This is a genomic window from Pseudanabaena biceps PCC 7429, assembly GCF_000332215.1.
GTDB classification, from domain to species: domain Bacteria; phylum Cyanobacteriota; class Cyanobacteriia; order Pseudanabaenales; family Pseudanabaenaceae; genus Pseudanabaena; species Pseudanabaena biceps.
The window spans coordinates 1-627 of sequence record NZ_ALWB01000448.1 but is presented as its reverse complement, the minus strand read 5'-3'; the positions used below and the strand labels follow the sequence as shown (position 1 = coordinate 627).

Annotated in this window: 1 protein-coding gene; it reads left to right on the top strand. The window is 40.5% G+C overall.

The genetic code is table 11. The features are described from left to right. On the top strand, positions 1–244 hold a 244-nt coding region (locus tag PSE7429_RS23060; RefSeq protein WP_009629826.1), incomplete at its 5' end, for an IS66 family transposase. Positions 245–627: the final 383 nt, after the last annotated feature.

Genomic DNA, 627 nt, shown 5'->3' with positions numbered 1-627 from the left:
CAGGGCTTTTGTTAAACTCCCTCAAGAAAAATCAGCTCAGTGGTGGTATTTTCTTGATGATCCCCTTGTCCCCCCTGATAATAATCGTGCCGAGCGTAATCTCAGGCTTGCCGTTACCAAACGCAAAGTTTCTGGTGGTTCCCGTTCTATGGATGGCTTACACAATACCGCCGCTTTGTTGACGGTTATTCAAACCTGTAAAGCTCAAGGTAAATCTGTCATTGATTTTTCCGTCAAGCTTTAATTGATCCTTCTTCTATTTCTCTCATTCCTATTCTTACCTGAATTCTTACCTTGTAATTATACCCAAGCTCAAAATGGCGTAGCCATTTTGAGCTTGGAAAACCCTTACTGGGTTTGTTTTTTAATTCACAAAAGTGTTGTCACACTTTCGTAAATTGGTATTTGAAACTTGTAATTAAAAACTTGTAATTAACGTCAGTTCGGGTTAAGCTGGCAAATTTTAAAAGCCCAAAACTAAAAGCCTTGCGTAGCAAGGCTTTTAGTTTTGGGCTTTGGGAAAGGGTTTGCGTAGCAAACCCTTTCCCAAAGCCTGTTTCAAATTATCCCGAATTCACGTTAATTAGCTAAGCATAAGAAACCCAAACTAGAGAGCGTACCGCCCGC